Source organism: Rhodococcus sp. As11, assembly GCF_048957735.1.
Taxonomy (GTDB): Bacteria; Actinomycetota; Actinomycetes; order Mycobacteriales; family Mycobacteriaceae; genus Rhodococcus; species Rhodococcus gordoniae.
In genome coordinates this window covers 1-3,226 of the sequence record NZ_JARDJE010000046.1, presented here as the reverse complement: position 1 = coordinate 3,226, position 3,226 = coordinate 1, and the positions used below count along the sequence as shown (strand labels likewise).

At 60.5% G+C, this 3,226-nt stretch carries 3 protein-coding genes; 1 reads left to right on the top strand and 2 read right to left on the bottom strand.

The features are described 5' to 3' along the window. Window positions 1–112: 112 nt before the first annotated feature. Together PV766_RS23980 and PV766_RS23975 are read right to left on the bottom strand one after the other, a co-directional pair. Window positions 113–313, bottom strand: coding sequence for a hypothetical protein (locus PV766_RS23980; RefSeq protein WP_069408167.1), 201 nt, complete (start codon window positions 311–313; stop codon window positions 113–115). 347 nt (window positions 314–660) lie between these two features. Then, on the bottom strand, window positions 661–1,230 hold the full coding sequence (locus PV766_RS23975) for a TetR/AcrR family transcriptional regulator C-terminal domain-containing protein (RefSeq protein ID WP_005882738.1): 570 nt from the start codon (window positions 1,228–1,230) through the stop codon (window positions 661–663). A 38-nt stretch (window positions 1,231–1,268) separates the two neighbouring features. Here PV766_RS23975 and tet(33) point away from each other — a divergent pair, with 38 nt between their 5' ends. Further along, entirely contained in the window at window positions 1,269–2,492 is a 1,224-nt protein-coding gene (tet(33), locus tag PV766_RS23970; protein WP_010991840.1) for a tetracycline efflux MFS transporter Tet(33), read from the top strand. Window positions 2,493–3,226: the final 734 nt, after the last annotated feature.

Sequence of the window (3,226 nt, the reverse complement as noted above, 5' to 3'; positions counted from 1 at the left end):
CCATTTCGCAGCAGCCGCCTGATCGGCGCAGAGCGACAGCCTACCTCTGACTGCCGCCAATCTTTGCAACAGAGCCTTTGCGTCAATGCAGGGAGATAGCGAAGAGCGCGCTTCAACGGAGATGCTCGAATGGGTCCACGACGGATTGGAGTCCGTGGTCGCGGCAGACGTAGATGATTCGCACGCCGTACCCGTCGGCGCCGCTCGGCTCGGGGTCGCATTCTGCGCGGCAGACGTTACAGAGCCGGTGCTCGTTGCTCCCCCAGACCGTGACCTCGATATCGTCGGGGATCTCCATTCCGTCGAACTCCATATGCGGAGGTTAGCTGTCGCGGATTGAGTCGTGTCAAGATGCGGCACCGATGCTAAACCGCCGTTACCTATGGTCATCGCGCCGGTCGCGCACTCGACGCTTAGTTCTTGAGGTACTCGAGGACGGCGATGACGCGCTTGTTCCCTGTGCGCTCGTTAAGGTCGAGCATGGTGAAGATGCTGCTGATGTGCCGTTCCGCGATCGCGACGCGACATGCACACGGTCCCTGATTTGCTCGTTTGTGAGCCCCGTAGCCATGAGCGAATCGTCAGTATCGCGGAGGAGGTGCTGCGGGAGCGGGAAAGGATTGACCTTACTGACGCAGAGACCCAAAGTGCGAGCATCCCTCATCGCTTTGATGCCAGCCCTTCAACCATTGCAACTAACCCGAACTCGAAATCTAGGTCTTGATCGACAGGCTCACATCCGTTGTCGAGCGCTGTTTGTTCTTCTAGTACGAAACCGACCGTATAGCGGCTGATAGCCATGAGAGCTCGGACCGCAGAGCCCTCAGCGAATCCTTCGGACACGAGAAACTCGATCTGACTTTCGGGGGCATCCGAGCCCGCTGGCATCTGGTCACTCTTTTGACGGTGAAACTCTGCGTGCAGCCGTGCTCCATCCCGGACTGCCAGAAGCGCTGTCCGGAAGCTCCGCGCGTTGCGCAGGAGAAAGTCGTCCCAGCGCTCCCCTGACTCTGGGAGTGAGGCGTGGTGTTCGCGATCAAGCACATCAGCTGCGAGCGATCCGAGCAGGTGGGCCTTTGTCCGAAAGTGCCAGTAGAGCGCTGGCTGCTGCACCCGCAGATGCGCAGCCAGCGCCCGTGTGGTGAAACCGTCGATCCCCGTGTTATTGAGCACATGCCTCGCACCGCGCAAGACTGCTGCACGATCGAGTCGCGCTTGTTTCTGAGCCATGCTTGCACTTTATCATCGATAACTTTATCGTTGATAAGGTGTCATCTCTCACTTCCGCTCGTGGCTCGTTGGCCACGGTCCTCATCACGGCTAGCCTCGACGCCGCCGGCATGGGCCTGGTGATGCCGATTCTTCCCGCACTGCTACACGAGGCAGGGGTCACCGCTGATGCGGTTCCGCTGAACGTCGGAGTGCTGATCGCGCTCTACGCGGTAATGCAGTTCATCTTTGCCCCCGTACTGGGAACGCTGTCGGACCGATTCGGCCGCCGCCGGGTGCTGCTTGTTTCCCTGGCCGGTGCGACCGTCGACTATCTCGTGCTCGCCACGACGTCCGCTCTGTCGGTGTTCTATATCGCCCGCGCAGTGGCTGGGATAACCGGAGCGACCAATGCGGTCACCGCCACCGTGATCGCCGACATCACGCCACCCCACCAGCGCGCCAAGCGTTTCGGTTTACTCAGTGCCTGCTATGGCGGCGGAATGATCGCGGGGCCAGCCATGGGTGGACTGTTCGGTGCCATCTCGCCACATCTGCCGTTTTTGCTCGCTGCTCTTCTCTCAGCGAGCAATCTGGCACTCACCTTTATCCTGTTACGCGAGACCCGTCCTGATTCCCCTGCGCGCTCTGCGTCGCTCGCTCAGCATCGTGGTCGCCCCGGCCTCAGCGCGGTGCCTGGGATTACCTTCCTATTAATCGCATTCGGCCTTGTTCAATTCATTGGGCAGGCTCCAGGTGCGACCTGGGTGCTGTTTACTGAACACCGCCTCGACTGGAGTCCCGTCGAAGTTGGAATCTCCCTGTCCGTTTTCGGGATCGTACAGGTTCTCGTGCAGGCCCTCCTTACTGGCCGCATCGTGGAGTGGATCGGTGAGGCAAAAACAGTCATCATCGGGTGTATTACCGACGCCTTGGGTCTCGTAGGCCTGGCGATTGTCACTGACGCATTTTCCATGGCACCTATCTTGGCGGCACTGGGGATCGGTGGCATCGGCCTCCCCGCTCTGCAAACCCTTCTCTCCCAGCGCGTCGATGAACAGCACCAAGGGCGCCTCCAGGGTGTGCTCGCCAGCATCAACAGCGTCACATCGATCTTCGGACCGGTCGCTTTCACAACGATCTTCGCGCTCACTTACATCAACGCCGACGGCTTCCTCTGGCTCTGCGCCGCAGCACTCTACGTGCCCTGCGTGATTCTCATCATGCGTGGTACAGCAGCGTCCCCGAAGTTCGGCTCTTGGGCGAGCGGCGACTCGATGTGAGTTGTGAGACGTGAGCAGGAGCAACACGGCGGCGACACTGCTTCGCCATGGCCGACTAGCGAGACGGCGCCACCGGGAAACTCGGCATCATCTACCAAGGACAGGTCAGCTGGGAGCCTGATAGACCCATCGAAATGTGCGTGCCGATCGCGGAGAAGGGCCGGGCGCATCGGATCGAGCCATAGCACCATGAGTCTTCACGGAAGTGCGTCGACGGAGACTTGGTTGTGAACCGGGCCAAGGGAGAGCTGGAGGCCCTCTCCGAGTGGCTTGCCGATGACATGAGCTGGACGCTCATCGAGAAATCCACACACAGCGGCCCCAGTGCAGCCCGAGAGGTGCGCCCGCCGTTCTCCCGAGCGGGTGGAGGTCATTTCTGTCGTCACCCACGGACGACGCGCTTCCTGCGACGGCTACCTCGAGGCTGGAGGAATGCGCGTCCGTTTCAGCCATGCGTTCCGCTTCGTCAGCACCCCCAAGACCTCGATGATCGCAGAACTGCGACGCTACTGCATCGAGACGCAGGTTGACTGAGGCCTGTGCGGACAGCACGAACGACCCTTGAGCCCGTAATCTGGGAACCGCAGAAACTACCCGATCGAAACGCAACTACTTTGCCGACCCTACGGGGTTGGCTCGCGGTCGTCGTCCTTGGCCGGGCTCTGTTGCAAAAATCGTGAAGCTTGAGCATGCTTGGCGGAGATTGGACGGACGGAACGATGACGGATTTCAAG

What these genes read in the sequence shown, in the direction of transcription:
- PV766_RS23975 (WP_005882738.1), bottom strand. Translation starts at nt 1,230, where the DNA reads ATGGCTCAGAAACAAGCGCGACTCGATCGTGCAGCAGTCTTGCGCGGT.
- PV766_RS23980 (WP_069408167.1), bottom strand. Translation starts at nt 313, where the DNA reads ATGGAGTTCGACGGAATGGAGATCCCCGACGATATCGAGGTCACGGTC.